The organism is Deinococcus sp. YIM 77859 (genome assembly GCF_000745175.1).
Taxonomy (GTDB): Bacteria; Deinococcota; Deinococci; order Deinococcales; family Deinococcaceae; genus Deinococcus.
This window is the reverse complement of sequence record NZ_JQNI01000004.1, coordinates 25,854-52,166: the sequence shown is the minus strand read 5'-3', so window position 1 is coordinate 52,166 and position 26,313 is coordinate 25,854. Positions and strand designations below refer to the sequence as shown.

31 protein-coding genes and 2 pseudogenes are annotated in these 26,313 nt (G+C 66.1%); 24 read left to right on the top strand and 9 right to left on the bottom strand.

Features of this window, described 5'->3' with window-relative positions; translation table 11 throughout:
• Positions 1-198: 198 nt before the first annotated feature.
• Positions 199-1,494 carry an RNA-guided endonuclease InsQ/TnpB family protein gene (locus EI73_RS13430; protein ID WP_369699475.1) on the top strand — a complete coding sequence of 432 codons (1,296 nt, stop codon included), beginning with the start codon at positions 199-201 and terminating at the stop codon, positions 1,492-1,494.
• Between the two features lie 147 nt (positions 1,495-1,641).
• Here EI73_RS13430 and EI73_RS13425 read toward each other — a convergent pair whose 3' ends face one another.
• A complete protein-coding gene (locus tag EI73_RS13425) occupies positions 1,642-2,634 on the bottom strand; it encodes a site-specific integrase (protein WP_034388512.1) in 993 nt (330 codons plus the stop codon).
• Positions 2,635-3,178: 544 nt separating this feature from the next.
• Between EI73_RS13425 and EI73_RS13415 the strand changes: the two are divergent.
• The 6 genes and pseudogenes from EI73_RS13415 (at position 3,179) to EI73_RS16385 (ending at position 7,007) form a co-directional block, all read left to right on the top strand.
• Positions 3,179-4,117 (top strand): annotated as a pseudogene (locus EI73_RS13415) (transposase).
• A gap of 166 nt (positions 4,118-4,283) precedes the next feature.
• Complete coding sequence (locus EI73_RS13410; protein ID WP_034388506.1) at positions 4,284-4,688, top strand: IS5 family transposase; 405 nt, start codon at positions 4,284-4,286, stop codon at positions 4,686-4,688.
• Complete coding sequence (locus tag EI73_RS17005) at positions 4,664-4,765, top strand: hypothetical protein (RefSeq protein WP_156103640.1); 102 nt, start codon at positions 4,664-4,666, stop codon at positions 4,763-4,765. Before EI73_RS13410 ends, EI73_RS17005 begins: the two co-directional genes overlap by 25 nt.
• Positions 4,766-4,824: 59 nt before the next feature.
• Positions 4,825-5,939, top strand: a protein-coding gene (locus EI73_RS16025) for an IS3 family transposase (RefSeq protein ID WP_156103433.1) whose coding sequence is annotated in 2 segments (ribosomal slippage) — positions 4,825-5,074 and positions 5,074-5,939 — 1,116 coding nt in all. Because the reading frame shifts where the segments join, the coding sequence is not laid out codon by codon here.
• 86 nt (positions 5,940-6,025) lie between these two features.
• Positions 6,026-6,337, top strand: a complete 312-nt coding sequence (locus tag EI73_RS13395; protein WP_034388503.1) for a hypothetical protein — start codon at positions 6,026-6,028, stop codon at positions 6,335-6,337.
• Positions 6,338-6,464: 127 nt separating this feature from the next.
• On the top strand, positions 6,465-7,007 hold the full coding sequence (locus EI73_RS16385; protein ID WP_156103604.1) for a hypothetical protein: 543 nt from the start codon (positions 6,465-6,467) through the stop codon (positions 7,005-7,007).
• Between the two features lie 55 nt (positions 7,008-7,062).
• On the opposite strand, the gene EI73_RS15705 is transcribed toward EI73_RS16385, so the two are convergent.
• The 3 genes from EI73_RS15705 to EI73_RS16860 are packed head-to-tail and all read right to left on the bottom strand — an operon-like array spanning position 7,063 to position 8,055.
• On the bottom strand, positions 7,063-7,410 hold the full coding sequence (locus EI73_RS15705; RefSeq protein ID WP_051935619.1) for a 3'-5' exonuclease: 348 nt from the start codon (positions 7,408-7,410) through the stop codon (positions 7,063-7,065).
• A 21-nt stretch (positions 7,411-7,431) separates the two neighbouring features.
• The gene (locus EI73_RS15700; protein WP_156103603.1) at positions 7,432-7,869 is read right to left on the bottom strand and encodes a hypothetical protein; all 438 of its coding nucleotides are present in this window, start codon (positions 7,867-7,869) and stop codon (positions 7,432-7,434) included.
• Positions 7,870-7,926: 57 nt separating this feature from the next.
• A complete protein-coding gene (locus tag EI73_RS16860; RefSeq protein WP_255344510.1) occupies positions 7,927-8,055 on the bottom strand; it encodes a hypothetical protein in 129 nt (42 codons plus the stop codon).
• A 76-nt stretch (positions 8,056-8,131) separates the two neighbouring features.
• Between EI73_RS16860 and EI73_RS13375 the strand changes: the two genes are divergently transcribed.
• From EI73_RS13375 to EI73_RS16745, 12 genes and pseudogenes are all read left to right on the top strand, one after another.
• The gene (locus EI73_RS13375; protein ID WP_051935617.1) at positions 8,132-8,476 is read left to right on the top strand and encodes an HU family DNA-binding protein; all 345 of its coding nucleotides are present in this window, start codon (positions 8,132-8,134) and stop codon (positions 8,474-8,476) included.
• A gap of 235 nt (positions 8,477-8,711) precedes the next feature.
• Positions 8,712-9,461: a type IV pilin protein gene (locus EI73_RS16570; RefSeq protein ID WP_034388496.1), complete on the top strand. Its 750-nt coding sequence runs from the start codon at positions 8,712-8,714 to the stop codon at positions 9,459-9,461.
• Complete coding sequence (locus EI73_RS13365) at positions 9,458-9,802, top strand: hypothetical protein (protein WP_034388493.1); 345 nt, start codon at positions 9,458-9,460, stop codon at positions 9,800-9,802. Before EI73_RS16570 ends, EI73_RS13365 begins: the two co-directional genes overlap by 4 nt.
• Positions 9,799-10,323, top strand: coding sequence for a helix-turn-helix domain-containing protein (locus tag EI73_RS13360; protein WP_034388491.1), 525 nt, complete (start codon positions 9,799-9,801; stop codon positions 10,321-10,323). The genes EI73_RS13365 and EI73_RS13360 overlap by 4 nt, the downstream gene beginning before the upstream one ends.
• Complete coding sequence (locus EI73_RS13355; RefSeq protein WP_156103602.1) at positions 10,247-10,990, top strand: hypothetical protein; 744 nt, start codon at positions 10,247-10,249, stop codon at positions 10,988-10,990. The genes EI73_RS13360 and EI73_RS13355 overlap by 77 nt, the downstream gene beginning before the upstream one ends.
• A 3-nt stretch (positions 10,991-10,993) precedes the next feature.
• Entirely contained in the window at positions 10,994-11,473 is a 480-nt protein-coding gene (locus tag EI73_RS13350) for a DUF2227 family putative metal-binding protein (RefSeq protein ID WP_034388485.1), read from the top strand.
• Positions 11,474-11,508: 35 nt separating this feature from the next.
• On the top strand, positions 11,509-13,884 hold the full coding sequence (locus EI73_RS13345) for a GspE/PulE family protein (RefSeq protein ID WP_156103601.1): 2,376 nt from the start codon (positions 11,509-11,511) through the stop codon (positions 13,882-13,884).
• Between the two features lie 17 nt (positions 13,885-13,901).
• On the top strand, positions 13,902-15,077 hold the full coding sequence (locus tag EI73_RS13340) for a type IV pilus twitching motility protein PilT (protein WP_051935615.1): 1,176 nt from the start codon (positions 13,902-13,904) through the stop codon (positions 15,075-15,077).
• A 55-nt stretch (positions 15,078-15,132) separates the two neighbouring features.
• Positions 15,133-16,524, top strand: a complete 1,392-nt coding sequence (locus EI73_RS13335) for a hypothetical protein (protein WP_034388483.1) — start codon at positions 15,133-15,135, stop codon at positions 16,522-16,524.
• A complete protein-coding gene (pilO, locus tag EI73_RS13330) occupies positions 16,521-17,048 on the top strand; it encodes a type 4a pilus biogenesis protein PilO (protein WP_034388480.1) in 528 nt (175 codons plus the stop codon). Before EI73_RS13335 ends, pilO begins: the two co-directional genes overlap by 4 nt.
• Positions 17,045-17,938: a hypothetical protein gene (locus EI73_RS13325; protein ID WP_034388477.1), complete on the top strand. Its 894-nt coding sequence runs from the start codon at positions 17,045-17,047 to the stop codon at positions 17,936-17,938. Before pilO ends, EI73_RS13325 begins: the two co-directional genes overlap by 4 nt.
• A pseudogene (locus tag EI73_RS16745) lies at positions 17,871-19,601 on the top strand (secretin N-terminal domain-containing protein); the annotation flags it as partial. The gene EI73_RS13325 and the pseudogene EI73_RS16745, both read left to right, overlap by 68 nt.
• Positions 19,602-19,701: 100 nt before the next feature.
• Here the strand turns inward: EI73_RS16745 and EI73_RS17000 are convergent.
• Positions 19,702-20,406 (bottom strand): DNA cytosine methyltransferase, encoded by a 705-nt coding sequence (locus EI73_RS17000; RefSeq protein WP_081909080.1) that lies wholly within the window; start codon positions 20,404-20,406, stop codon positions 19,702-19,704.
• Between the two features lie 39 nt (positions 20,407-20,445).
• Positions 20,446-20,646, bottom strand: a complete 201-nt coding sequence (locus EI73_RS16995; protein WP_034388469.1) for a helix-turn-helix domain-containing protein — start codon at positions 20,644-20,646, stop codon at positions 20,446-20,448.
• A 60-nt stretch (positions 20,647-20,706) separates the two neighbouring features.
• Between EI73_RS16995 and EI73_RS16010 the strand changes: the two genes are divergently transcribed.
• On the top strand, positions 20,707-21,153 hold the full coding sequence (locus EI73_RS16010; RefSeq protein WP_197050782.1) for a very short patch repair endonuclease: 447 nt from the start codon (positions 20,707-20,709) through the stop codon (positions 21,151-21,153).
• A 463-nt stretch (positions 21,154-21,616) separates the two neighbouring features.
• Here the strand turns inward: EI73_RS16010 and EI73_RS13310 are convergent, their stop codons facing one another.
• The 3 genes from EI73_RS13310 to EI73_RS13300 form a co-directional block, all read right to left on the bottom strand.
• A complete protein-coding gene (locus EI73_RS13310; protein WP_034388466.1) occupies positions 21,617-21,817 on the bottom strand; it encodes a hypothetical protein in 201 nt (66 codons plus the stop codon).
• Positions 21,818-21,895: 78 nt separating this feature from the next.
• Positions 21,896-23,830, bottom strand: coding sequence for a phospholipase D family protein (locus EI73_RS13305; RefSeq protein ID WP_034388462.1), 1,935 nt, complete (start codon positions 23,828-23,830; stop codon positions 21,896-21,898).
• A gap of 310 nt (positions 23,831-24,140) precedes the next feature.
• A complete protein-coding gene (locus EI73_RS13300) occupies positions 24,141-24,329 on the bottom strand; it encodes a hypothetical protein (protein WP_034388461.1) in 189 nt (62 codons plus the stop codon).
• A 48-nt stretch (positions 24,330-24,377) separates the two neighbouring features.
• On the opposite strand from EI73_RS13300, the gene EI73_RS13295 reads away from it, so the two are divergent.
• From EI73_RS13295 to EI73_RS13280, 4 genes are read left to right on the top strand one after another with little or no spacing between them, the layout of a single operon-like run.
• Positions 24,378-24,593 (top strand): hypothetical protein, encoded by a 216-nt coding sequence (locus EI73_RS13295; RefSeq protein WP_034388460.1) that lies wholly within the window; start codon positions 24,378-24,380, stop codon positions 24,591-24,593.
• A 60-nt stretch (positions 24,594-24,653) separates the two neighbouring features.
• A complete protein-coding gene (locus EI73_RS13290; RefSeq protein ID WP_034388458.1) occupies positions 24,654-24,974 on the top strand; it encodes a hypothetical protein in 321 nt (106 codons plus the stop codon).
• Positions 24,975-24,976: 2 nt separating this feature from the next.
• Positions 24,977-25,762, top strand: a complete 786-nt coding sequence (locus EI73_RS15690) for an SOS response-associated peptidase (RefSeq protein ID WP_051935613.1) — start codon at positions 24,977-24,979, stop codon at positions 25,760-25,762.
• On the top strand, positions 25,759-26,118 hold the full coding sequence (locus tag EI73_RS13280) for a hypothetical protein (protein WP_034388457.1): 360 nt from the start codon (positions 25,759-25,761) through the stop codon (positions 26,116-26,118). The genes EI73_RS15690 and EI73_RS13280 overlap by 4 nt, the downstream gene beginning before the upstream one ends.
• The last annotated feature ends 195 nt before the right edge of the window (positions 26,119-26,313 follow it).

Genomic DNA, 26,313 nt, shown 5'->3' with positions numbered 1-26,313 from the left:
TTCCGCCCTGCTCGCCTGGCTTCAGGGAGAACCCGGCTCCGAATAAGAACAAGTGGACACAGCCCTGAATCACGGCACGACCTCCACACCATGAACTGGCCGAGGTCCTGACCAAGCTGGCCAGTCGAGGTGCTGTACCTAGCGACGTAGCCCGGCAGCTCAGCGAGCGCGGTGTCCTGGGCCAGCTCCTGACGGTGGATCCCGGGCAACCGCAGGACGCGGAAGCGGTGGCCGAGCTGTACATTCCCACGGATTCATCCGTGTACGCCGCCTAACGGCGCGATTTCATGGCTCCCCAAGGGGGCCGAACTCAGTTCGAGGGCTAGGTCGTCGGAGGAGCAACGGCGGGGAATGGATGAAGCCATCCGTACCGCCCAGTTCGTCCGTAACGCCTGCTTGCGCTTCTGGATGGACGGGGAGAAGGTGTCCAAAAACGACATCTATACGCACACCACGAAGCTCCGCGCCGAGTACGAATGGGCGAAGAAGCTGAACTCCACCGCCGTACAAGCGGCGGGTGAGCGTGCGTGGGCGGCCATCTCCCGGTTCTACGACAATTGCAAGAAGGGCGTGAAGCCGGTCGGCTACCCCCGGTTCAAGAAGAACGTCCGCAGCGTGGAATACAAGCAGTCGGGTTGGAAGCTCGATGCCCCCAACAAACGGCTGACGCTGACGGACGGCTTCAAGGTCGGGGTCATGAAGCTGAAGGGGACGTGGGACCCCCGGCTCTACCGTCTGGAAGACATCAAACGTCTGCGGGTCGTGAAGCGGGCTGACGGCTACTACGCTCAGTTCCTTGTGGACGTGGAAAGACACTTCGACCTCATGCCCAGTGGGAAGACCATCGGGCTTGATGTGGGGTTGAAGTCGTTCTACACGGACAGCAACGGAGATGATGAACCCAACCCCCGCTTCTACCGGCAGGCTGAACAGTCGCTCAAGAAGTTGCAGCGTCGGGTCAGCCGCAAGGTGAAGGGGAGCAACAATCGCAAGAAGGCTGTGGCGAGGTTGGGCAGGAAACACCTGAAGGTATCGAGGCAGCGTAAAGACCACGCCGTCAAACTGGCGCGGTGCGTAGTGGCATCTCACGATGTCGTCGCCTACGAAGACCTGAAGGTCAGGAACATGATTCGCAATCGCAAGTTGTCCAAGTCCATCAGAGACGCCAGTTGGCGAGAGTTCCGGTTATGGATTGAATACTTTGCGAGAATCATGGGCAAGATAGCCATTCCGGTCAATCCCGCGTATACCTCTCAGATTTGCTCGGGGTGCGGTCAGACGGTGAAAAAAGACCTGAAGACCCGGCAGCATGTGTGCGGTTGCGGCGTCAACTTAGACCGTGACTACAACGCCGCCATCAACATCCTGAAGCTCGGACTCCGTATGGCGGGGCACGCCAAAACGGGGGAGGCAACTCCCGAAACGCTTGTGGAGACGGAAGAAGACCTGCGCTTGCGGGCGTCTGTCGCTGAAGCAAGAATCCCACCCTTTTAAGGGGGGGAGTGTCAAACCTGGATAGGGCTGAATCATGCTGCTGGGGCAAGTGCACCTCGGCGTGGGGGAGAGGGGCGGACGTGGGGGTTGGCCTTGCAGAGGCGGCGTCCACGCTCTTCCTGAAGCAAATGATGGGAGGCGAGTACGTCACCAACCGGCGAGGTCATCCTTCAGATCATCAGCGGCGAGCTGTGCGTACCCTTTGCGGGTCGTGTCCACCGACTCGTGTCCCAGGTGCGCGGCCACCCGCCCGAAGTCCCTAATCTGCCGCAAGAGTCGCGTTCCAGCGTACTTGCGCCCCGGATGAAAGCCCCGGAACTGGACGCCTGCTTGCCCGAATGCCTTCTGGACGTGATACCGCGCGTTCATCACCGTGGCGTACCGGAAGACGTGCGTGCTCGGCGTGGTGCGTTTGCCGTCCATGTGGTCCGGGCCGCCAGGACCGTACAGGCCCCGGTAGTGGCGGGCAGCGCGAGCAAGACTCGTGCTCATGGCGACGACGCGGCCCTTGCGGCCTTTTCCCGAGCGGACACGGATGCGCCGGGCCCCCTCGTCGAGGTCCGTCCACTCCAGCGCGAGCGCCTCACTGATCCGCAGGCCCGCGTGGGCGGTGAGGAAGAGAAGGAACTTGACGTGCGTATCGGCGTGGTCGAGCACGTCGGCAAGTTCGTCCTCGGTGTAGGGGGGGCGCTTCACGATGCCGGGTGTGCGGTCTTTGGGCACCCGCGCGTCGCGGAAGGGGTCGGCGTCGGTGGCTCCAGCCCAGCGCAGGGCGCGGTAGAGGCAACCCGCGGCAGCCACTTTGAGCGCTACGCCTGCGGGTTTGCGCCCAGCGGCGAGGAGGTGCGCAACGTAGCTTTGCGCGTCGTGGCGACCGGGTCGCAGGAGGTTGAGGGCGTTTGCCGCAGCGTACCCCACGAACTGCCGGACGCCCAGGGTGTAGGCCTCGATCGTGCGTGGACTGGTGAGGACACCACTGCTACCCTGGTGGGTGAGGTAGGCGCGGGTCAGAGACACGAGGGCGTCCGCGTCTTTGTCTCCAGCCGCTCGGACGGCACGGCGGCGAAGTTCCTCGTCGTGGAGGCCGACCCACTCGCGGGACTGGGCGAGGCGGTCACCCCGGTAGCGGTCAAGGGTCATAGGGTCTACTTTACCTAAAGCCACTCGTTCCTCTTCCGGAGCTTCGACCGTTAAGCCCTGGTGGACTCGGTAGCTCGATTCCCGCAGGCGGTACAGGATCTCCTCGACCTGCCGGTAGGTTCGGCCATTGATGCCTAGGCCGCTGAGGCGCAGCAACTCCCGGACGGAAATCCGGATGACGCCCCGGAGGAACATCCTGCACAACCGCGGCACTCACCAGGGCAAGCAGCACGTCGTTATCGATGCCATGCGTCCAGAACGAGTTCCTTGCGCCACCTCTGGAGCGTCGTGCGGTTTTGCGCGAGCACGAGGTTCAGCCGCGCCAGATTGCGCTCATCATGCCGCGCACGTTGAGGCACCGCGGTCTCAGTACCTGACAGGTTGAGGGAAGTGTCGACCAGGACGCAGAACAGCAGGACGAGGGGCGGCAAATGGAGGTGTGATTCAGCCCAGTGCCGCCCTGTCGCATGTGGACACCTTCGCCGCGTACCTCAAGGAACGGCTGCCTCATCACCGCTCGGACTCCCTCCGTCGGCTGACCGAGGTGCTGTTCGGCATCCTTCAGGCTGAATCCACGTTGCACCGCAAGATTGCGCAGCACATCGACCGTGCTGCCTCACCCACCTCCATCACCCGGATGGTGGCGCGGACCTTCCACGAGACGAACCTCACGCCGCAGGACGTCCAAGACGTCCTGCTCCCGCTGCTTCCTCCTGGGAAGCTGACCTTCGTGCTGGACCGGACGAACTGGAAGCTCGACGTTGCGGACCTCAATCTCCTGGTGCTGGGGGTCGCCCTCGGTGACGTGGTGCTACCCCTGACCTGGCAGGTGTTGCCGCATGGTCGAGGGGCGACGCTTCGCGCGACCCGATGGGCGGCAACAGTGACCTGCGGGGCCGGATGCTGCTGGTCGGGCTGCTCCTGAAGCGTCTCCCGGCCCGGCGCTGGGCCGTCCTGATTGCCGACCGGGAGTTTATCGGGCAGGAATGGTTCAACTTCCTGCGGGATCGCAAGATCAAGCGGTGCATTCGGATTCGGGACGATACGCTGCTGGACGACGAACCTGCGCGAAACCACTTCCAGAACCTGAAGCCTGGGGAGGTGCGGGGCGTGTTCGAGCGCGCCCTGGTCTATGGCAGTTGGATGCAGGTGGTATCGACGCTCTCCCCGCAGGGAGAGCGCGTCCTGATCGCTTCTGACCTGTCTCTCTGGAATACCCTCACGACCTACCGCCGTAGGTGGGGCATTGAATGCACGTTCTCCGCGCTGAAGACGCGAGGTCTGAACCTCGAACAGACCCACATGACCCAGCCGGACCGCCTCTCTCGCCTCTTTGGCCTGCTCAGTCTGGCGCTGACCTGGATGGTTCGCCTTGGGGCATGACCTGCTCTGCGCTGCCCTGCGCTGGGGAAAAACCGCGTTCTACACGTACGTTGAACTGCTCACATCCCCTTTTCCTGCTCCTGGACGGCAAAAAGCCTAACCTGTCAGGTACTGAGGGGTAAACCTATTGGAACCAGCGGTGAAACCACCGTACTCATCTCCACAAAGTCGGGGACGAATGAAATCATCACCGCATTCCCCTGCCTCAGAGGCTGTCTGGAAAGCGTGTAGGAGGAGCGTTGTCATGAAAAGGTTACCATTTTTGCGTGCCTCGACGCCGGACCTACCCAACCGACACCAGTGATGCGGAGTGGGCGATTCTCGGACCACTGATTCCTGCGCCACGAGCAGGTGGGCGACCAGCTCGAATAGATCGTCGGGACGTTGTGGACGCCATCTTCTACGTCAAACGGGGTGGGGTGTCGTGGCGCCTGTTGCCCGCTGATTTTCCTCACTGGAAAACGGTGTACGACTACTTCCGGCAGTGGAAGAAGAGCGGGCTATGGGAGCGCATCAACGATGCGCTCCGGGCTCAGATGCGTGAGGCCCTCGGGCGAAATGCCGTGCCCACGGCTGGGATCGTGGATTCGAGGAGCGTGAAGACCTCGCAAAAAGGGGGCCCCGAGGCTACGACGGCGGGAAGAAAATCAACGGGCGGAAGCATCACCTGATCGTGGATACCCAGGGTCTGCTGCTGGGCGTGAAAGTGCTCGCTGCGAACATCACGGATCGAGACGGGAGCCAGTGACGTGCCCCCCGTTTCCCGGTCCAGTCCGATTGCAAATCCAGTGGCAATCTGGGGGTCATATGAAGGGGAAACGGTACACCGAGCAGCAGATTCTGGACATCCTCGGCCAGGTTGAGGCTGGGGGAGCGATCAGTGAGGTCGCCAGGACGCATGGTTTGGCCATCACCACCCTGTACCGCTGGAAGGCGCGCTACGGGGGGATGACCAAAGACGAAACCAAGAGGTTTCGTCTGCTGGAGGAGGAAAACCGCCGCCTGAAGAAGCTAGTCGCGGACCTGGCACTGGACAATCAGATGCTCAAGGAGGTGGTGGGAAAAAAGTGGTGACGCCTGAGGCCACGCCCCAGGCGCAAACACCCGTCAAGAAGCAGATGGTGGGGTTCCTGCGCCGTGAATTCCAGGTCAGTGAGCGCCGGGCCTGCCAGGTACTGGGCTTCTGGCGTTCGACCCAGAGGCATAACAGCCCTAAAAAGGAGGGTGAACGAGTTCTGATTGACCGTCTGCGGGTCCTGGCGCAAGAACGTCCCCGCTTCGGATACCGGCGGCTCCATACGCTGCTCAGGCGCGAAGGGACACAGGTCAATCACAAGCGCGTATACCGCCTGTACCGAGCAGAGGGACTCGCAGTCCGGCAAAAGGGGCGCAAGAAGCTGACGGGAAGGCAGCGGGTGCAGAAACCTGAGGTTTCTGCACCCAATCAGCGATGGAGCATGGACTTCATGTCCGACCAGCTCGCCTCCGGACAGCGTTTTCGCGTCTTCAACGTCGTGGACGACTTCACTCGCGAGAACCTAGTCATGCACATCGGGACCTCGATCACCGGGGCGGATGTGGTGCGTCGCCTGACCGAGGTGGTGGCCGTGAGGGGTTGCCCGACGAGCATCACCACGGACAACGGCCCCGAATTCATCAGCAAGGCCTTGGATCAGTGGACCCATGAGTTGGGCATCGCCCACGTCTTCATCACACCGGGGAAACCCATGGAGAACGCTTACATCGAGAGTTTCAATGGGAGGGTGCGGGATGAGTGCCTGAATCTCCACTGGTTTCAAAGCCTTCCCGAGGCACGACTGGTCATTGCCGCCTGGCGCGAGGATTACAACCAAGTCAGACCGCATAGCAGTCTGGACGGCCAGTCACCGAACGAGTTCGCCCGCCTGCAAAAGGCGGGCTGAGGTACGCTAGTTGTTGCAAAAGGCCTGGACCGATAAATGGGGCACCCTCACTGCGCGTTGACCGCCCGGATACCGGCGGTTCTGCGGTGCTCGTCAACGTCACCGGGGCGGGGGCCAACTTCGCTGGCACCAGCATGTACCTGAAGCGCATGGCTTCGATTGCCAGTAAGGGACTGGCTGGCTACACGGGTGGCACGAAGTTTCAGGCAAGAAGTCTGACGGCTCACACGGAAAGCAAACTCGCAAAATACGTCAACGGGACCTACTCCTATCAATACTGGAATACGGCGAGCATCAACACGGGTGGCTGTCGCTGGCCCAACAGCACCATCGTCCAAATCACGAGTGGCGGGGCGACCTCTAACAACTTTACAGCCGACATTGACATGACACGCTGACCATCAGACGGACATCAGCCATCGTCATATACTAAGGCGTTCTCAGTAGGGAACGCCTTAGTCCGTTGTGGAAAAGTTCACTCAAGTGGACTTCATAAAAGTGAGTACAATAAGAGGCGAGGTGCGTATGATCAGAATTGCCACACTAACGGCACTCAATCTTTTCCTCTCGTCGGCCTTGGCGGGTGGCGCAACTTCTCAGCAGACGATCCCTGTTCAGGGAGTTGAAAGCATACAACTTCTCAAAGATTTTCCTCTGTACTTAAAAGCAAATGATGTAAAGTTCACGGCCCAGCCTTCCAGGTCTTGTGCGGCTCCCCGACGGGTTGAAGGCGTGGAAGCCTATGTTAAGACTCTGACTCCGAATACACGTCTCACTGCTGCTGAGCGAGTCAAGGCTGGCGTTGGCAACTGCACCGCCCGCGCAGTTCTGAACTGGCACAACCCGGACCTTCCCAACGGCAATGGAAACGCACCGATGAATGCCGCCATCAAGAGCTGGTACGACCAGATGAAAGCACGCGGCGCCCGGGTGGAGTGGCATGGGTTCAGGGATGCGAGGCTGAACTTCTACGGCATCACTTACAAGGGCAAATACTACTTCGTCGAACAACTTTTTGAAGGTTACGACGCCAGCATCACGGTGACTGCGACCAAGTACGCCCGATAGTCCCAAGGATGAGGCAACCTCTCCTGAAAAAGAGGTTGCCCTTTTGCGTTGCTGCCTATGCCACCGCGTTCATCAGCGCACTCAAACGCTGGCCGTCACCGGCCGCCCGGTGGTGCCGAGCGTCCAGGCGCACACCCTCGATCAGGCACGCCACGTCGAGGCTGACCCACCTGAAGTTGTCGTGGTATTCCGAATACTCGCCCCATATCTGGGCACCCCACATCATCGCGCAGTGCCACGTCGTTTCCGGGAAGGTCAGGCCGTGTAATGTGCTCGACCGCCGCAGCACCCGCCGGTCGAAGGCCGCGTTCCACGCCACCAGCTCCTGGGTGCCGATCAGCGGCACGAGCTGCGCGTACACCTCGGGCCACGTCGGCGCCGCCGCAAGTTCTTCGTCGGTCATGCCGTGGACCGCCCTCCTCGCTCACCGGCCCGAGCGGGCGCACCAGGCTCTCGAACAGCACCTCGCCGAGAGGGGAGACCAGGGCCACTCGATCACCTCGGCGTCCTCGTCCTTGTCGGTCGTCTCGGTGTCCAGGGAGAGCCAGTTGCCCCGGGCCACGATCTCGCGCAGGGCCGCTCGCCCCTCAGCGGCTTGCTCCTCCAGCCACGCCTGCCACTCGGCCTCTTCACGCTCGATCTCGGCGGCCTCCTCGTTTTCTTTGCGGACTTCCTGGGCTTTCTTCAAGGCGGCAAGCTGGGCCGGGGTTGCTCCGGGGCGCGGTACCGCCTGGGCGCGGCCATACAGCACGGTTTCCTGATAGCGGCCACGGCGCCCATACCGGATGGTCGCCAAGGGAGGCCCGCCGGGTTTCAGGCCCTCAGCCTTCAGGGCGGTCTTGGTGAGCAGGCCCCCGGGCACGTCTCCCCACCAGAGGTAGTGCGGCAACTCCGGCGCCGGGGGCTCGGGAGGCTGCCACTAGAGCACCAGGCCTTCCGTAGACGGCACCGTCTTCTTGCCCTTCCAGTAGCGCAGGAAGGTACGTGGTCCCTCGCCCGACGTGTGCGAGTCGCGCAGGTAAACCACCGGCACCCACCGCCCACGCACGCCGCCCGGACCCGCAGACCCCTACCGCAGGGGGGGCGGCTTGTGCCCCTGGGCGGGAACTGTCAGGATGCACCCCATGCCCAAGAAGACCTCGAAAGCTTCCCCAACGACCGCTGGCGCCTCCAAGGCTGAGCGCGCCGAGAGCACCAAGGTCGGCAAGATCCAGCTCGTGGAGATGGTCGCCGAGAAGTCCGGCCTCACCCGGAAACAGGCCGGGGAAGCCGTGAACGCCGCCATGGACGCCATCATCGAGTCGATTCGGCAGGGGCAGAGCGTGGGACTGCCCGGCCTGGGGACCTTCAGCGTCAAGGCCACGGCCGCCCGCACCGGCGTCAGGCCCGGCACCTCCGAGCGCATCCAAATTCCTGCCGGGAAGAAGCTCGCCTTCAAGGCCGCAACCACCCTCAAAGGCACCCTCTAAACGGAGCAGCGCACGCCCCGAGCGGCCAGGCGATCAACGCCCTGGCCGCCTGCAAAAGGAGCCCCACCCTGGGCCTTGGAAGCACTCGTTATTTTGCCTAATTTCCCTTAGATAAAAGAAATGGGCAGGCTCCGCGGGACGTTCTTGCGGCTGAGCCGCCGTGAGCGACACGATGGTCTCCTTCTCCATTCCAGTCTGGAGGGCGTTCAACCCGACCCGACGGCAAGCTGAAGGTATGTTCTCCGTCCTCTACCTGAGCCTGGGCGTCCTGGTGACGTTCGCTGCCCTCAGCGCCCTGCGCGAACGGGCGCGGGACCCGCGCGGGTGGCGACTGGCGGCGGCGCTCACCATCGGCATGTTCTGTTGGCCGCTTGCCCTGGCGACCCTGTGGTACGAGCGGGCCCGCCTCGCGTGGCACGACGCCCGCCCCAACCCGCACGCCCGCGTCACCGTCACTGTCCGCTACCCCCCACGCCGCATCTCCACCTGGGGCTCGTGGGTGGTCCTGCATGACCCCCGTGTGGTCTTTGACGCGCCCCTGCTGCCCCACCCGTGGGGCTGCTCCCTGGCCACGCCCTTGGGCCGCGTCCACCTCCTCCGCCCTGCTTCCGCACCTCCACCCCCCCCGCACCCCCACCAGGGGGGATTTACCCTCGTCGAGCTGCTGGTGGTCATCGCTCTGCTCGGGGTGCTTGCCGCCGTGCTGGTGCCGAATCTCCTGCTCGGACGGGAAAGCGCGGAGCGCCAGATTGCCGCCGCGTACCTCCAGAGTTGCCTCGCGACCGCCGAGCAGCGCCGGTCCCTGATCACCACTACAGTGACGCTGCCCGCCTCCTGCGAGGCGCTGGGCCTGCCCCGGCCACGACACGTGAGCAGCGCGACCATCGCGTTGTCGGGCAACACGTACACCATCCGCGTCGAGGGCCAGGCCGGAGGCTCCACCTTCAGCCTGCAAGACACCCTGCCCCGCGTGGTCACGCCTTGAAGAGTGACCTCCCCTACCGCGGCGCTGTGGCGCGCGACACCCTCACGCGCACCTTCCAGGAGATGTACGGCGTGTCCGAGCAGCAGGGCGGCCTGCTCACCCTCAGCGTCCTCACCGCGCTGGTCTTGCGGCAGCAGGCGGGTGGCCCAGTGGTGAGCGTCGAGGGCGAAGCCTACCGCGTGGGCGGGCAGCCGGTCCTGCCGCACGTGCAGGCGCTCGCCGACCTCAAAGAGGCGTATCTCGCGCAGTACGCCCAGGACCCCTATCGCGCGCACGCCCTGATTCAGCAGGCCCTGCTCGCGCGGCTTGGTCCTCACGCTGCGCGTGCCTCCTCACCATGAGACAGCCTCTTCTCTCTCCCCTCTCCACCCTGCACGCCACCGAGCACCTCCTCGAAGGGGACGCGCCTGCCCGCCGCCTTGCCCGCGTGACGGGCCTCAACCGTTCCCAGACGGCCCGCCTTCTCGCGCTGCTCGCCCGCACCGGCCTGGTGCGGCAAGCCGCCGACCGGGGAGGAACGTGCCGCCTGAACCTTCTGCCCGCCCTGCCCCACGCCACCGACCGCATCAGCACGCAGGGCATTCTCGCCCTCGTTCCGCAGGCCCGCACGGTGGTGGCGCTCGCGCGGGCCACGGGCTGCTCGCGGCGCGTCGTCGAGGACACCCTGCGGCGGGCCGTCATGCGCGGTGAGGTGAGGTGCGTATGCGTGGGTGACCTGCCGGTGTTCGACCGGGCATCGCCGCGTCCAACCCGCCCCGGCACCACAATCAACGTGGAGGTTCCCCATGAAGACGCCCCCCCGACTGATCCACGGCTTTTTGGCCCTCGCCCTCACCGGCGGTCCGGCGCTCGCCGCTCGTGATCTGCAGCGCACGCTGCCTGCCCAGCAGGCCGCTACCCAGACCCAGACCCTCCACCTGGGCCCCGGTGCCCTCGCCACCCTCACCTTTCCGGATACCGTGACGGACGTGACCGTGACCCGCGGCGGGCTGGTCGACGCCCGGATGATCGGCAACCGCGTCCTGCTCGCGGGCCTCACCACGCACGGCACGACCCCCATCGTGATCACCACCGAGTCCGGTACCTACACCTGGCGCGTCATGATGACGGGCACCCAGGCGGGCAGCATCGTGAGCGTCACCGTGACAGAACCGGAAACCTCCACGGCCGCGACCAACGTCCAGCCCTCCAGCACGCCCGTTTCCGCGCCGCTCACCGTGACGGAGGCGGACGCGCCCCGCATCACGTATGCGGCCGTGCGGGACGGCAACACCCTGGTCCTGAATTACCGCGTGCAAGCAGGCGCCAAGGCGGTGTCGCTCGACGAACGGCAGCTCACCGTCACTGGAGTGAGCGGTCCAGTGGTCGTCAAGCCGAACCTGGGCGCGATGGTGGTGCCGCCGGGGACCACCCGCTACGGCACCGTGACCCTGAGCGCCGCCGACGCCGGTTCCTCGCCCGTGATCTCCTGGCCGTACCGGGTGGGGCTGGCCGGCGCGACCGTGCGGCAGACCCTTCAGGTGCCCTAACGCATGCCGAGTGGCGACGTTCACACCGCCGTCAACCTGGGTGCCCTCGCCGTGCTCTCTGCCGCAGGCTTGCTGCTGTCTCTTCCCCAGGACACCCTGATCGCGTTTGGTGGGGGAATGCTGCTGAGCACCCTGCTGATCACGCCGGACCTCGACCTCGCGGGGCACGTTCGCGTGCGGGCACGGCGCAACTGGGGCCTCTGGGGGGAGCTGTGGCGGCCCCTGAGCCTGTTCGTGCGGCACCGGGGCGTCACCCATACGTTCGTGCGCGGCCCCCTGCTGCTGCTCGGGTACGCGTTGGCGGTCATGGGCGTCATGCTCAGCGTGTTGCGCTGGCTGATGCGGTCCAGTCCCCTGCTGACCCTGCCCTGGACGGGGGTGTCGGGCCAGAGCGTCTTCGCCGCGCTGGCTGGGTACTTGGTCGGGTACTGGCTGCACGTCTGGCTCGACGGCTACCGCCCGTGGCACAAGGGGCGCTGCTGAGCGTGTCCCAACATTCCCGTTTTTTTGAGGAAGCCATGAAGAAAGAGATGTTCGGCGACTTTGTCCGAACCGAAGCCAAACTCAGCATCCTTCAGGTGGGGCGATTGCGGGTCCCCCCAAGGCTGCAACGCAGTCCACAGCATGAAAAAGACGCGTTTGTGCTGGAGCGTGCCCGCACGTTTATTGACGAGGCCGTCATCGAGCGTGCCCTCCAAAAGGTCGGCATCGCTCGCGCGGACCGTGCGGTGCGGGTGCTGGACGCCACACGCGGCATCGTCGAGGCCGAAGCGGGCGGCACCCTCGTTCGCGCCAGCAGCAACCCCTTTCAGGAGCCGGGCCTGTACTACCTGCCCCCCGACGAGCTGGTGGTCGAAGCCCCGAAGCAGCGCCCCACCGAGCCCGCCTGGGTTCCGAACCCCCCCATGCTGGAAGCCGCGCCTCAGGGCGATGACGAGTACCGTCCTCCGGTGGACCTCGCGCAGCTTGCCGCGCAAGAGGCGGTCACGCCCGTGGTGAGCGCGCCGCAACCCGTGGCCGCCGCCACACCCGAGCCGGACGTGCGGGTCACGCCGATGGTGCCGGACCCGCTGCCCGTGACGGCTGAGCCGAGCGTGCCGGTGTCGCCGCCCCCAGCCGCTTCCACGCTGCTGACGGATCCGTCTGATCCCTTACGGCCCCGTCACGATCCTCCTGTGGCGGGTCCCCGGCCCATGCGTACGCGGGAACGCGCGCGGCGCATGACCACGGGGGAAGCCCTGATTCAACTCGGCTACGGGAACGTACAGACCCACGAATTGCAAGACCCCCGCCTGGAGCAGACCTTGCTGAAAGCCGGACGCATCAATGAGGAGCAGGCCTTCCGCGCCCTGGCGCTCTCGCGTCACCTGGAGTTCGTGGACGCCCTGCAACACCCCCCCAGCCCGGAGGTCACGCACCTGCTGGATGAGACGACGTGCGTGACGTACCGCGTGTTTCCCTACCGCCTGGAAGGTGGCGTCTTCTCGGTGCTCACCGATGCCCCGCAGCGCGAGGTGATTATTCGCACGACCGTTGCCGAGCGCAGCGGACAACCCCAGATCGAGTTGCTGCTCACGACCTCCACCGTGCTTGACCGCCTGATTCGTGATGCGTACACCGTTCACACGACCTTGCGGGACCTCGCGCAGGAAGTCGCGCGGCAAGGCCCCACCCCCGAAGTCGAGCTGGACGGAGACGACAACGCCGTCAAACGGTTTGTGCGCGACATCATCACGACCGGGGTGAGCCGGGGCGCGTCGGATATTCACTTTGAGCCCACCGAAGCAGGGTTGCAGGTGCGCTACCGCATCGATCAGCGCCTGCGGCTCGCGACCAACGACACCGTGGACAAGCAGGGCATGGGCAACGTGATTCGCGTGCTCAAGCTCATGGCCAATATGGACGTGGGGAACAACCGAGAACCGCAGGACAACCGCATCCTGCTGCGGCTGGGCACGGGCCGGGTGAACCTGCGCGCGAGCAGCATGCCCCTTGCCGAAGGCCACGAGAAGATCGTGCTGCGAATCCTGAAGGAGGCCAGCGACATTCCAGAAATCGAAGCGTTGAGCATGCACCCGCGCACCCTCGACCGCTTCCGGCAGATGATCAGTCAACCGGACGGCATGATTCTCGTGACCGGACCGACGGGCAGCGGAAAGTCCTTTACGCTCTACAGCGCGCTCAAACGCATCGCCACCGAGGAGAACAACGTTCAGACCCTCGAAGACCCCATCGAGTACCAGTTGCCGCGCATCAATCAGGCGCAGATCAACGAGGCCACCGGGTACACCTTTGAGCGCGCCCTGCGCACCGCGATGCGCCAGGACCCGGACGTGATTCTGGTGGGGGAAATCCGGGACACCGTCACCGCCAAAGTCGCCATTGCCGCCGCGAACACGGGGCACCTCCTGCTCTCGACCCTGCACACGAACGACGCGCCCAGCGCCGTGCAGCGCCTGCGGAACATCGGCGTCGAGGATTACAACATCGCGCCCGCGCTGCGGGGCGTCCTGGCGCAGCGCCTCGTGCCGCGCGTGTGCCCGCGCTGCTCGCAGGAAACGGCCTTGCCGCAGCACGTGCAAGAACGCTTGCGGGCCGCTCAACTTCCCGTCACCGGCAAGGCCCGCCGGGTCAACCCGGCGGGGTGCGGCAGGTGCGAACGCGGTCGCAAAGGCCTGATCCCGGTGCACGAACTCATGGTGGTCGACGCGGGCATGCGTGAACTCATCAGCGCGGGTGCCACCGTCGACGCCCTGCGGGCGTACGCCCTCTCCCGCGGCATGCTGGACCTCATCACCGACGGGTACGCCAAGGTCGCTGACGGCCTGGTGGACCTGGATGACGTCGAGGGTGTCGTGCACGCCGAACTTGACCTCATCCCCGCGTACGCCTGAAGTTGGAGCGCTGACCGATGACCATCCTGAACACCGAACCCGCGACCTTCACGCCCACCCTGGAAGACATCAGCGCCATCCTCGAAGACGCCGTGGACCAGGGCGCGTCGGACATCATCCTCAAGCACCTCGCGCCCCCCATCATGAAGCTCAACGGGGAATGGCACCCCGTTCCGGACCTGCCGGAGATCACCATCTCGGATCTGGAAGAACTGCTGAAGACCATGCTCGGCTCAGAAAAGTTCGCGGTGTTTGCTCAGGAGAAAGAAGCGGACTTCCGCCTCTCGACCGACCGCCATTCCTTCCGCGTGAACGCCAGCTACCAGCGCGGCGGGCCGAAACTCACCTTCCGGCCCGTGCCCAAAGCGCCGCCCACGCTCGAAGACCTCCAACTGCTGGAAGCCGAGCGCATCATCCCCGCCATGAAGCGCCTCATCGAGCAGCCGCGCGGCCTCGTGCTCATCACGGGCGGCACCGGCAGCGGCAAATCCACCACCCTCGCGGCGATGATTCATCACGTCAACCAGCACTACCGGCGCAACATCGTGACCATCGAGGACCCCATCGAGTTCGTGCACGAGGACCACAAAGCCATCATCGCCCAGCGCGAGATCGGCCAGGACACGCACGGCTTCGCGCAGGCCCTGCGCGGCGTGCTGCGGCAGACACCGGACATCATTCTCGTGGGGGAGATGCGCGATCCGGAAACCATCGAGGCGGCGATCACGGCGGCTGAGACGGGGCACCTCGTGATCAGCACGGTGCACACCAACAACGCTCCCAGCAGCATCACGCGCATTGTGGACGCCATGCCGGAGGGCCGCATCCATCAGATTCGCACGCAACTGGCGGCCACCCTCAAGGGCGTGATCACGCAGCAACTTGTGCCCCGCGCGGATGGGCAGGGCCGCCAGGTGGTGCTGGAGGTCATGCTGGTCAATCCGCAGATTCAGCAGCTGATCGGGGACGGCGAGACCGCGCTGAACAAGTACTACGACGACATGGCCGCTCGTGAGGCCGACGGCAGCACCCTGATGGACCGTCAACTGGCCGTCGGGGTACAGCAAAACATTCTGGCAGCCTCCAGCGCGGAGAGCCGGGTGATGCAGCGGGAACGGTATGCCCGCTACCTCCAGAGCCTCCCCGCAAGCACCTCCCGCCCAGCAGACGTACGCAACGCCTGGACTCGCTAGAGGGCCAGCGCGGCGCGCCGACGCGACCAACCCGCCCCGCCCCCACCATGAGGGTATGGCCGTGACTCCCAGAACAAGCCAGAAGCGCCGTCTCCCGCCCACCCACGTGCTTGTGCTTGCCCCCGATGGCGCCACGCTGGTCGACCGCAAGGGCCGGGTGCAGGTCCTCACGCCGGATGCCACAGCCCGCACCCGCTACCGTGGCCGCGTTCTCACGGTGGACCTGAGCGCGGTGAGCGACACGACGTTCGTGTCGCTGCCCGGCCTCGCTCCAAACGAAGTGAGCAGCGCCATTCACCTGACCCCCGGTGAGTACCTGCCCAACGCGGTTCACGGGGACACAAGGCTCAGCGTGCTCCCCACCGTCGATGACCAGGGCACCACCTCCGCCTTGATCGCGTTTGCCCCCGCCGACGAACTCGCTGGCCTGCACGCGCGCCTCACGCGCCTGGGCCTGACGCCCGTGGGGGTCGAACCTGCCGTCGTCACCGCCACGCACCACGCGGACACCCAGGGCACCGTCGTCCTGCATGTTCAGCCCCACCAAGACGTCAGCCTGCTGATGCGGGGCGGGCAGGTGATCGCCCGCACGCGGGATGCCGCCTCCGGTACGGTTGAGCAGCGGATCGGCAGACTCTACCCCATGATCAGCGGGCTGGCCAGCCTGCTTTCCCCAACGGACTACGTTCAACACGTCATCTTGCTGGGAGAGCCCGACACCGTGAGCGCCCTACGGGCCAGCATCCAGCACAACGCTCCGAATGTCCGGGTGAGCATTCTGCGCGGTGAAGACCTCGCCCGGCTGGCACTGACCCACCCGCCCCTCACGCCGATTCAGGCCCTCAGCCGCCAGGAGCAGGCCAAGGTGAGCCAGCGGCCTCGCTGGTGGCCGCTGGCGCCGGGCTTGGCGCTGGGCACCCTGCCTGGCCTCGTGCTGGGCGTGCAAAACGCTGGAATTCGAAACACCATGCAAACGCAACAGGTGCTGCTCTCGCAACATGCCGCGCCGCTTCAGGAGCACGCGTCCCTGCTGGCCCGGGAAGCCGAAGCGCAGCGCGTCGTTCAGGAAGCTGAAGCCATTCTCGGATCGCGGGTGAACTGGCGCGATCACCTCACACGCGTCACGGATCAGTTGCCGGAAAAAGACGGGAGGTACGCGGTGCGGTTCCTGACCCTGCTCGCCAGTGCCCGGCGCTCCGAACCGCCACCTGCCGCGAGCGAGCCCACCGGTTCGGAACCCGCGCCCGCCGTGCCCGCACGGCCCACGAAGCCGAACGTGACCTACACCTTCGCGGCCCTGGCCGAGTCCCGCGCGGCCGCCACCACCGCGATTGCCAACCTGGAACGGGTGTACCGCCTGAATCTCGAAGCGCTGGACCGTGACCCCGGGGGCGGGTGGCGTCTGCGCGGCAGCATGCAGGAACGCCCCACCCCGGAGGTCCCATGAAGGGCACCCTCGCTTGGTTGATCGCGGGTGCCCTCGCTGTCGCGGGCCACCTCACCCTGACCCGGTCCATGCTCGCGCGGCAGACCACCCTGAAGGAAGAAGCTGCCCGGGTCGAGGAGGCCTACCGCACCGCCGAAACGAAGATCCGTGAGCTGCCCGCGCTGCGCCAGCGGGTTCGGGAGGCCGAGCAGCGCGCCGCCGAAGCGCAGCGGCAGTTCCCGGCCGAGGAGAACCTGGGGGTCCTGCTCGCTCGGTTGCAGCAGGCCGCGCAGGCACAAGGCCTGACCGTCGTGTCCATCATGCGCACCACCCAGCCCAGCACCCTGCCGGGCTTGACCGACGTCAACCTCGACGTCGCGCTGAATGGGCGCTACCCCAGCCTGATCCGCCTCCTCGACTGGACCCAGGACGAGCGCCGGGTGCTGACCGTCACCGAAATCGACAGCGCGAACAGCAAGGAGCACCGCCTGCACGTGACCGGCTACACCCGAACACCCAAGTCCCCTCAAGGAGCCGCCCCATGACCACGGACGACACCCTCCCCTTCCCACCCACGCCGCAGCGCCGCGCGACCCCCCGCCTGCCCCTCCTGTTGGGCGCGCTTCTGCTTGCCGGAGCACTGGGCACTGCCGCCGTGCTGAGTCAGCGGCCCACGGCACCTGAAATGACCGTCAGGGTGACGCCTGAACCTCCCGTTCCCACACCCATCACGGCCGCGCCCGCAACGGAACGCCGGGACGCTTCCGAAGTGCCTCCCGCACTCCACGCCAAGGCGACGGCCCAGGAACGAACCGACGTTCGCGATCCGTTTGTACAGGCCCCCCCGCCGCCCGCCCGCTCCAGCACGAACTTCACGCCCGCACCTCTTGTGGGCGCCGCGCCTGCCGTACCTTCTCCCGCGCCTATCACGTCGCGGCCGTCACCGACGCCCAGCGTGCGGGTGACGGAGGCGCCGCCCGTTCCCCCCGCCGCGCCCACGCCGCCCCGCGTGACCGTCCAGGCCACGCCCGCCCCCACACCGCCCCCCGTGGAGGCCGCTCCACGTATCACAGTCACGCCCGCGCCCACGCCTCCAGTTCCCAGAGCGGCGGCCACCGCGTCCGAAACGCGCGTCACGGTGAGTCCAACCACCCTCGGCGCTCCGAACACGCCGAACGCGGCCGAGGCCTGGATCAGCGAGTTCAGCGTGACCTTCGGCGGACTGGCCGTCAGCGAGGACGTTTCGGTCGCCCTGCTGAACACCAAAGAAGGCCCCTCTTCCGTCAAGGTGGGCGACGTGATCCCCGGAACCGAGGTGCGCGTGTTGGGGCGAACGCCGGACGGCAAGCGCCTGAAGATTCGCGTGGATGACGCGGTCGGCCTGGTGCCCGCCGCGGGGGAGGACCGCGACCAACCCGCCCCGGCGGCACCCTAGAGGAGTCTCGGTTCGAGCCACAGGCAGCTTCAAGCTCCCGCAAGTGGACGGCCTCCACCACCGCTTTTTCTCAACTCTGCACAAAGGAGATGGCTATGGCTACAGCTTTGAGGAGCGCCCCAGGCGTAAACGCCGGGGCTTCTGGAGGACTTCTGTGAGACGAATGCGCATCCCGACCTTGACCCTGCTGCTGAGCCTGAGTGCGCCCAGCCTCGCGCAGTCGCCCAGCGTCACCTTCACGCCCCTTCCCTCAGCGCCGGCTCCCACCGTCCAGCTGCCCTCCACAGCCGAACTCAACAAAACCGTGAGCCTCACGGTGCCCCTGGGTGGCCTCACGCTGGAGCAGGCCTTGACCGGGATCGGACGGGCGGCGGGGCTCTCGGTGCTGACCCAGGGCCTACCCAGCGTGACGATTCGCGACAGCATCGCGCCCATGCCCGCTCGGCAAGCGATCGCGACGCTGATCAACCTGTACGCGCCGAATACCACGGCGGCCGTGATGGGCAAGCTGCTGCTGGTCGGCACGCCCGGGGCCATCGCCCGCGTGCAGGGAAGGCTCATACCGCCCGGGAACGCCCCCACGCAGGGCACCTACCGCATCCTGAACCTGCCGGGGTTCACAGCCGCCCACCTGGAGCGCGTCACGGGGCTGACGCCTCGCGTCCGAACGGCGTTGTTCGACGATGGCATCGTGCTCCTGAGCGGAGCGCCCGCCGACGTCGCGGAAGCCGAGCAGTTCTTCCTGAGCTTGCCGACGCCCAAAACCCCAGAAGTCCCCGGAGCGCCTGCGGCTCCGGCGCCCGTGACGCGGACGTATACGGTGACGGGCGATTCCGCGGCCATCGCCGCCGCGGTGCGTGACGTCACGGGCGCGGCCGTTACCGCGGTGGGGGGAACTCTGGTGGTAAAGGGCACGGAAGGGCAGCAGGCGGACGTACGCGCGATTCTCGCGGCGCTGCCGCCCGTGAAGCCGCCCGTGCCCACCCCGACGCCCGCCCAGGATGTCAACCCCGTCTCCCGGCGGACGTACGTGACGCCTGTGCCTGAAGCGGACGCCACGTACCTGCGGGCGCTGTTCGGAGACATCACCGTGATTCCGCTGACCGAGCAGGGCGTCGTGGTTGTGGAAGCACGTGCGTCGCGGCATACGGACGTGACCGCGGCCCTCAAGGACACAGCCGCGCGACGTGCGGAGCGTGTCACCACGTACTACCCGGTGATGACCGGCAAAGCGGCCGACCTCATAGCGACCCTGAGGCGGGAAGCGCCGGACGCGGAAATCAACACGGTGGATGGGCGGAACATGCTGGCGATCCGCGCCGCCCCAGCGGAGCAGGTCAGGCTCTCGGAACTGCTTCGAACGCTGCAAAGCGGCCCGGTCCTGAACGCGCAGGTCCCCACGGAGATCATCACGCGCAGCGTGAAGCTGGGGTATGCGGACGCGTCCCTGATGGCGGCGGACCTGGGACGCCTGAGCTTGGGTGCTTCGGGCACCCACGAGAGCGCGGCAGGCCGTGAGGCGGGCACGGGCACGGCAACCACCGAGGGCGGGAAGCCGGCTGGAAACGTCACCATCATCGCGGACGCCCGCACGAACAGCCTGCTGCTGACGGGTCCCCGCGCCCAGGTGCTGGACATGGTGAGCGCCATCAACCTGATTGACGTGCCCGTGCCGTCGGTACGGGTGCGCTTGCGGGTCGAGCAGCTGTCCGCGAGTGACGCGCAGAACCTCGGCGTGAACTGGCGGCTCGGACTGGGCGGCGTCAGTGTGGGGCAGCAGGGCGGAACCCTGAGCGTCGGGTACGCCCCCAGCCTGAGCCCCGCGAGCGTGTCGGGAAGTGCCAGTCTACGCCGAGGTCGCGTCGGAAGCCGACGAAAAAGACCCGCTCGCGCTTCTGGGGGACGCCGAAGTCAGCCGCTTGAAGGACCTCGGTAACGACGCGGTAGGTGAGGCCGTCGCGGTTGCCGCTGAGGTGATGCTGTTCCAGTCGGGCGAGGTGCTCGGGCCATTCCTCGCCATTACGTCGGGTGATCTCCGGGTACTGGAGTTGCAGGCGGATGTACTCGAAGTAGTTCCGGAAGGTCTGGCGCGTGAGGCCCTTGACGTTCTCGAAGATGAAGGCGCGGGGTCGCGCCTCGCGGACGGCGCGGACGGCCTGAGGGAACATGTCGCGGGTGTCGTTGTACCCGGCGTGCTTCCCGCCAACGCTGAATGGCTGGCAGGGAGGACCGCCGGACACGAGGTCCACGCCCTCGTAACGATCGAAGCTCAGGTCGCGTACGTCACCCTGAATGACCGGCCAGTCACGGACGATGGCGAGGCCGCGTTCTTGGTTTTCGCGGATTGTTTGGCAGGCGTCGCGGTTCCACTCGGCGACGAGGCACGGGTGGAAGCCCGCGTGCGCGATGCCTTGCGCGAGTCCGCCCGCGCCGACGAAGAGTTCGATGCTGCTGAAGTCGGCGGTCATGTTACCGGGTATCTTACCAGAAAAACACTAACGGTAGCGTTAGGATTTACGGGGGCGCCCGCGACGTGGGACCGGCGCGGCCTTGTACGCCTCCACCACCTCCCGGCGAAACAAGTGAACCCGCCGCGTGATTTCCTCGGGCTTCAAGCGGCCATCCCGCACCAACTGCCGGACGCGTCCGGGCGTGACGCCAAGCGCGGCCGCCACCTCCTCGGTCGTTAGCAGATCGCGCGGCGTCATGCTCCGAGCATACGTGAGACGCGTCGCCACGACCTCACGGGAGAGACGCGAGCATGAGGCGTGAGCGAGCGACGAGACGTGATGACCCCCGAGCAACGCCTTCAAGCCATGCGCTCAAACGGCGGACGCACGAAACCCGAGCGCGCTCTCGCGGCCGCCCTATGGCGGCTTGGCCTGCGCTATCTCACGCACGAGGGCTACGCGCGGCGGTACGGTACGTCACTTCCTGGCCGCCCCGACCTGATCTTTCCAGGCAGGCGCGTCGTCGTCTTCCTGCACGGCTGCTGGTGGCATGGCTGCCCAACGTGCAGGCGCGTGAAGCCTGACACTCGCCCTGATTGGGTAGTGAAGATCGCGCGCAACGTCGAGCGCGACGCCGAGGTGGAGGAGGCCCTGCGAGCTTCTGGCTGGCGCGTTCTGACCGTGTGGGAGCATGACGTCCGCTCAGGTAAGCGACTTCAAACCACTGCGGAACGCGTCGCGAGGGAAGTGCTCACTTTACATTGACGGCATGACGCCACGGGCCTCACTTGCGTAAGTCATCTTGAGGACGCCAATTGCCCTCGCGGAGGCTAACATCAGGGCATGCGCGTACCACGTCCTCGCGTCGCCTCGATGCGTCGCGGGTCGGCAGCTTGAAGTGCTCCCACCCGGGAGTCTGACCGGCCCAATCTCACCCGCGACGCGTGGGGTGAGCGCATCAAAACCAAACGACACGACCGCGCCCGCGTACGTCACGAGCGGGAACGGCACATTCACCGCCGCTTGCGTCGCGCGCACGTGCGGGCGTTACCGGACTGGACGCCGTGGGCGTGGGTGTACAAGCACCGCGGCGCCGCCAGCAAGAACAACACCGTGTGCGGTTGCGGCCTGTGCCGCTGGAACAAGCACCGGAAGCGGCCGCGCGTGAAACGGCATCAGGACGTTGACGCTGACGGACACCCGTGAGAGCGGCGCACCCTTGGGAGCGTCAGGGTTCGACGCTGACCCGCACGTCGCTTATGCCTCGCCCCTGGTAGTACGCGAGGAGGATTCGTGCCTCGTCCACGGGCACGTTGAACACGGACATGATGATGGGGATGGTCAGGTCCTCCCGGCGGAGCGCTCGAGCAGCATGGACGGTGACGTCCTCCTGCTCGCGTTGCTCCCGGTCGTTCGGAGCGTCGTGCATGGGCCCTCCTGGTGCTGATCGTTGAGCCGGGTGGCGTGACCTTCAGGTGTCTCGGTGCGGTCCGCTCTGCCGTTCGGGTTATCGCCGCTGCCACCACGGCCGGGTGAGCTTCACGCCCATCAAGCGCTCCAGTCCGTCCCGCTGCACCACGAGCTGCCCGTTCGTGCTGCCGCTCATGAGGAGCGAGTCGGGAATGTTGCGCGCGAGGGCCGCGCCGACTCTGAGGTCGTCCCGCACGGGGATGATGACGCGGTCCCGCCGGACCGTCCAGCCGTGCCGCGGCTTGTTCCAGAGGCCCAGTAGGGTCGCTCGGGTCTGCGCGAGGACGCGTTCCTCGTCGCGGTGCACGCTGACCTCCGCCGCCCACACCGGCGTGAAGCCAGCGGACGCGAGAACCTCTCGCAGGACGCCGCTGCTCAGTCGCACCGGGTCGCTCAGGTGCGGCGTGAGGCGCTCCTCATCGTCCAGGACCGGGAGGAGGCGCGCGAGGTACGCGGCGTACAGGGCCGTCCCGATCCGTTTTTGCGTGCGGGTCGCGTTCGCGTGCAGGTTGTCGCGCTCCTCCCGGGAGAGGCGCGTGGGATCGAGCGCGTGGTTCGTCTGTACCACGAACAGCCGCTTGCGCAGCTCGTCCTCCAGGCCCTGCTCGTTGCCGTTCAGGCTGAACACCATTGGGGCAAGCACGTTCTCCCCGTCGTGCATCTCCGCGGTGTTCTTGATGTCGCTCGCGATGCCGGTCAGCTTGTTGCGTTCCACGTCGTTGAAGTACACGGGCAGCCGCCCGGACTCCGCCATCAGGCCGCGCAGGTTGCGCTTCCCGAGGTCCTGCCCGGGCCGCTCGATCGCGCCCTCCCCCACCATGCTGCGCAGGAACACGCGCGTCGCGGTCGTCTTCCCCGAGCTGCTCTTCCCCATCAGGACGGCGTACAGCGGGTACTTGTGCGGGCTGAGGTCCCGCCGCAGACCCTCCGCGAGCAGGTCCGACATGAACGGGCTGACGTACAGCCACGCGAGGAACGCGAAGTAATCCTGCTGGAGGACGTGTGTGTCCCCGTCTCCGCTGAAGTGCGCGTACCCCTCGAAGAAGGACGTGAGGAGCGCCGCGTCGTCCCGCAGCCCAGCCGGTTCAGGGTCCGCCTCCACCCGGAAGCCGGCGCTGCTGACGAGCGCGTTCCCTTCTCGGTCGAGGCGCAGCACGCCTTCCGCTTCGCGCTGCGCCTTGCGGTCCCGCAGGACGCGCGCGACGACGGGGAGGTTCTTGGATTCCAGCACGAACTTCCCCTTGACCTTCGTGACGGCTTCCTTGAGGGCCGGCCCGTACTCCTGCGTGAGGCGCTCGAAGCGCACGTCCCGCGCGGGGTGCGTGATGTGCACGGGCACGGCGATCACGAGGGGGTGTTTGCGGGCTTCCTGCAGCAGCGGCAGGTCGGCGGGCGTGACGACTTTGAGGTTCGCGGGGACGGTCAGGAGTTGCGTCTTGGCGCGCAGGCGCTCGTACTCCGCTTCGTAGTGCGCCCAGGCGCGCTCCTGATCGTCGAACGCGGTGAACTGCTCGTGCTGCCCCTCCACGGGAACGGTCGCGTCGTTCAGGGCGCGGTCGCTGAGGTTCGCGCTGCCCGTCAGGACGCGCGTGCTTCCTTCCCGGTCGAGCAGGTAGAGCTTCGCGTGGCTCACGGCTTCCTTCAGCACCAGGACGCTGACCGTGCCGTTCTGAAGGCGCTTGAGGAGTTCCGCGTGCTTCCCGGCCGCCTCCGCCTCCTGGTGGAGTTCGGTGAGGGTGACGTGCTGGTACGCGGCGATCGACGCGAGGCTCGCGGTGACTTTCGGTTCGCCCATGATGACTTCCAGCTCCTCGACTTCCTCCATGAGCCACAGGACGGTACGGAGGCTGGCGCTGTAAGTGACGACGCGGGCGCGGCGGTAACCGCGCAGCAGATCGCGCTGGAAGGGCTGCGCGTGCTGGAAGGTGGCGAACACGACCTGCGTGCCTTGCGTGTCATCGAACAGCGTCAAGGAATCCTCCGAGTCGGGTAGTCCGGCAGTACGGTTAGGGTCATCGTACCCGTCACGCCCCTGGAGGACCTACGCATCCTCGCCCGTTCCGCGTGGAGTGGCCCGCTCGTACGCGTGAAGGATGACGTGCCCGCGCTCCTCGTCCGTCAGGGAGCGGAACCAAGCGAGAGCGGCCTCGTGCGCCACGGCGCGGAAGGTGCCCGCGGGCGTGACGGGGGCGCATTCCGGGCAGCGGCGCCGCCGGGTCGCTCGGTACCCGTGACGCCAGAGCTGCGCGCCAGTGGCCCGCGAGGGGGGCGCTTCGCTTGCCTCACTCAGTTCGTAAGTGCTTGACGTGCGTGACGTGCACGATCCGGCCGTCCTTGCCGTGCTCCAGCGTGACTTCCGCCCAGTCGGGCGTGTCGTGCACGTGCGTGACGTGCCATGGTCCGGGTCCTTCGCTGAGGAGTTGCGCGGTGTCCCCGACGCATGGGAGGGAACGCTCCGTCATTTTGCTCATGCCTGAAAGTTTACCTGAGATTTCAGGGTTTGGTTAAACTGGGTGGGCATGGGAGCGTACCACTGGAAGCAACTCAAGCTCGATGACGACGACGTGCGGCACGACCGTGAGGGACGCGCGCCGTCCCTCGACGCGGCCCAGCGGGCCTGCCAGGACCTCGCGGGGAGCGTGCTGACGTGGACGGAGAGCGCGCGGGGCGTGCTGGTCGCGTGGTGCCGCCGCGTGCAGGCCGCGTACGTGATCGAGCGCCGCACGGAAACCTGAAGGGGTGCCTTGCGCGCCCCTCTCTTGTGTCACGTGACATGCTCGACGCATGATGTGGGCATGAGCAGGAGAGTCGTCATCCGATTCCGGGTCGAGCAGCCCAGACCGCCGCCCGACGCGAAAACCGGCAAAGCGAAAGGCGCCGCGCCGCGTATTGACGCGGACGCCATGCTCGCCGCCATCGAAGCTCAACTCACGCCCCTCGTCACCGCGAAGTGGGGCGGCGCTGAGGTGCACGTCGTCGAGGCCCGCGCGAGCGAGATTCGCGTGGAGGGACCATGGCCGGACAAGGCCAGCGTGGTGCGCGCGTGGGTGGCGGACTGCCTCAGTGAGGTCTTGGAGACGTTCGACCCTGAGCCGTACCTGCTCCAGCCGTCCTGACCATGTGCGGCCGCGTCACGGACACCCTCTCCCCCGCGGAGTTCCGGCTGATTTTCGGCGTGGAGAAACCCGGTGACGGGCGGGCGCGGTACAACGTCGCGCCGACGCAGCCGGGCGTGATCATCCGGCAGCGGGCCGGGTACCGGGAGGCGTTGCTCGCACGGTGGGGCCTCGTGCCGCCGGACGTGAGCGTGCAGGACGCGCGGCGGCTCAGCCTGTTCAACGCGCGGCGCGAGACGGTCCTGATGAAACCCATGTTCCGGGGCGCGTTCCGGCAGCGTCGCTGCCTCTGGCCCATCACGGGGTTTTATTACGTGAACGGGGTGAAGTACGTGAATCCTGACTGGTCATACGAGCAGGCGGCGAAAGCGCTCGTGAGTGACATGCAGGCGTACAACTATATTTGGTGGTGGCAGCTTCCAAACAGTCAACGCGCCACGAATCCTTGGAACTATGCCTCGGGCCTGCAAGCGTACATCAATCGCCGAAGTGCCGAAACGGGCCAGAATTTGAAGCTCGTGGCGAAGTCTCACTACGGATGGGGCCCCGTCGCGTGGGGTGAGAGCCTTAACATTCTGTGGAGGGAGTTCACGAGGGAGACACCCATCACCGGTCTCGAATTTAGTCTGGGTGTTCAACACTCCGGCGTTCTCCGATCCTTCGACAAGAACCCGTACGGTGACTTGTGGGGGCACCTGCAAGTGCCCCTCGGGAACCGCGCTAGCCTGAACTTGAGCGCCTGGTGGGTCCCGATTGGCGGCGTCTATTGGATCGAGGAGGTCCCATGAGGAAAGCCATTACCGTCCTGGCTGGGGGAGCGCTCCTGGTTGGTTGCACGCAAACACCAACCGGCTGGGTCAGCGCCGGCGTTGGGCCCTTAAGTACGGACGCGCAAGTGTCCTACTACCAGGGCGCAGCGCTCGTGAAGCAGGACGTGCTCGCGGCAGGAGGAGGCTCATCGTACGATTTCCGCGGTTCCGTCGGCACGCTGACATGCATTCAGATCACCCGGAATCAACAAACGGTCGCCTACAGGGTCCCGATTGAGACCACGGTCCTCATGGCGATCGTGATCAGTGAGACGAACGGGCAACTCAAGGTGGAAGGCAACGCGCGGTACACCGTCGCTTCCTCCTGCCCGTAGTCGTGTACGTCAGGCTTGAGGAGCGGCATGGGGGATCGCGCTCCTCTCAGCCGGGCTGGCTGGGCGGGTGGAGCTGACGGCAGACGTGAGCGTTGAAACGCACCTGCGTACTCGGCAGTTCAAGGGCACTCACGCGGGCTCTCGTCTCGGTGGTATGGGGTTGGTTCGGCACGACGTTGAGGGTGAGGCTCCGTC

What these genes read in the sequence shown, in the direction of transcription:
- EI73_RS13425 (WP_034388512.1), bottom strand. Translation starts at nt 2,634, where the DNA reads ATGACCCTTGACCGCTACCGGGGTGACCGCCTCGCCCAGTCCCGCGAG.
- EI73_RS16385 (WP_156103604.1), top strand. Translation starts at nt 6,465, where the DNA reads ATGATCAGAATTGCCACACTAACGGCACTCAATCTTTTCCTCTCGTCG.
- EI73_RS15705 (WP_051935619.1), bottom strand. Translation starts at nt 7,410, where the DNA reads ATGACCGACGAAGAACTTGCGGCGGCGCCGACGTGGCCCGAGGTGTAC.
- EI73_RS13375 (WP_051935617.1), top strand. Translation starts at nt 8,132, where the DNA reads ATGCCCAAGAAGACCTCGAAAGCTTCCCCAACGACCGCTGGCGCCTCC.
- EI73_RS16570 (WP_034388496.1), top strand. Translation starts at nt 8,712, where the DNA reads ATGTTCTCCGTCCTCTACCTGAGCCTGGGCGTCCTGGTGACGTTCGCT.
- EI73_RS13360 (WP_034388491.1), top strand. Translation starts at nt 9,799, where the DNA reads ATGAGACAGCCTCTTCTCTCTCCCCTCTCCACCCTGCACGCCACCGAG.
- EI73_RS13355 (WP_156103602.1), top strand. Translation starts at nt 10,247, where the DNA reads ATGAAGACGCCCCCCCGACTGATCCACGGCTTTTTGGCCCTCGCCCTC.
- EI73_RS13350 (WP_034388485.1), top strand. Translation starts at nt 10,994, where the DNA reads ATGCCGAGTGGCGACGTTCACACCGCCGTCAACCTGGGTGCCCTCGCC.
- EI73_RS13345 (WP_156103601.1), top strand. Translation starts at nt 11,509, where the DNA reads ATGAAGAAAGAGATGTTCGGCGACTTTGTCCGAACCGAAGCCAAACTC.
- EI73_RS13340 (WP_051935615.1), top strand. Translation starts at nt 13,902, where the DNA reads ATGACCATCCTGAACACCGAACCCGCGACCTTCACGCCCACCCTGGAA.
- EI73_RS13335 (WP_034388483.1), top strand. Translation starts at nt 15,133, where the DNA reads ATGGCCGTGACTCCCAGAACAAGCCAGAAGCGCCGTCTCCCGCCCACC.
- pilO (WP_034388480.1), top strand. Translation starts at nt 16,521, where the DNA reads ATGAAGGGCACCCTCGCTTGGTTGATCGCGGGTGCCCTCGCTGTCGCG.
- EI73_RS13325 (WP_034388477.1), top strand. Translation starts at nt 17,045, where the DNA reads ATGACCACGGACGACACCCTCCCCTTCCCACCCACGCCGCAGCGCCGC.
- EI73_RS17000 (WP_081909080.1), bottom strand. Translation starts at nt 20,406, where the DNA reads ATGACCGCCGACTTCAGCAGCATCGAACTCTTCGTCGGCGCGGGCGGA.
- EI73_RS16995 (WP_034388469.1), bottom strand. Translation starts at nt 20,646, where the DNA reads ATGACGCCGCGCGATCTGCTAACGACCGAGGAGGTGGCGGCCGCGCTT.
- EI73_RS13310 (WP_034388466.1), bottom strand. Translation starts at nt 21,817, where the DNA reads ATGCACGACGCTCCGAACGACCGGGAGCAACGCGAGCAGGAGGACGTC.
- EI73_RS13300 (WP_034388461.1), bottom strand. Translation starts at nt 24,329, where the DNA reads ATGAGCAAAATGACGGAGCGTTCCCTCCCATGCGTCGGGGACACCGCG.
- EI73_RS13295 (WP_034388460.1), top strand. Translation starts at nt 24,378, where the DNA reads ATGGGAGCGTACCACTGGAAGCAACTCAAGCTCGATGACGACGACGTG.
- EI73_RS13290 (WP_034388458.1), top strand. Translation starts at nt 24,654, where the DNA reads ATGAGCAGGAGAGTCGTCATCCGATTCCGGGTCGAGCAGCCCAGACCG.
- EI73_RS15690 (WP_051935613.1), top strand. Translation starts at nt 24,977, where the DNA reads ATGTGCGGCCGCGTCACGGACACCCTCTCCCCCGCGGAGTTCCGGCTG.
- EI73_RS13280 (WP_034388457.1), top strand. Translation starts at nt 25,759, where the DNA reads ATGAGGAAAGCCATTACCGTCCTGGCTGGGGGAGCGCTCCTGGTTGGT.